At 70.1% G+C, this 334-nt stretch carries 1 pseudogene; it reads right to left on the reverse strand.

Annotated features, from left to right (window positions below):
* Positions 1-334 (reverse strand): annotated as a pseudogene (locus STRAU_RS37375) (alpha-amylase family glycosyl hydrolase); the annotation flags it as partial.

Raw genomic sequence — 334 nt, forward strand, 5'->3', positions numbered from 1 at the left:
CCGATGCCGGCCTGGTGCAGGGAGTCGACGAGGTATTTGAAGTCGTCGGGGGTGCCGAGGCGGGCGGTGGGCGCGTAGAAGCCGGTGACCTGGTAGCCCCAGGAGCCGCCGAAGGGGTGCTCGGCGACGGGCATCAGCTCCACGTGCGTGAAGCCCAAGTCGGCTACGTACGTGGGTAGTTGCTCGGCGAGCTGGCGGTAGGTGAGGCCGGGCCGCCACGACGGCAGGTGCACCTCGTACACCGAGAACGGCGCCTCGTGCACGGGTACGTCACCACGCCGCCGCATCCACTCCTCGTCCCCCCACTCGTGGTGCGAGGCGTCGACCACGGAGG

Origin of the sequence: Streptomyces aurantiacus JA 4570, from assembly GCF_000414115.1 — a bacterium.
Lineage (GTDB): Bacteria > Actinomycetota > Actinomycetes > Streptomycetales > Streptomycetaceae > Streptomyces > Streptomyces aurantiacus_A.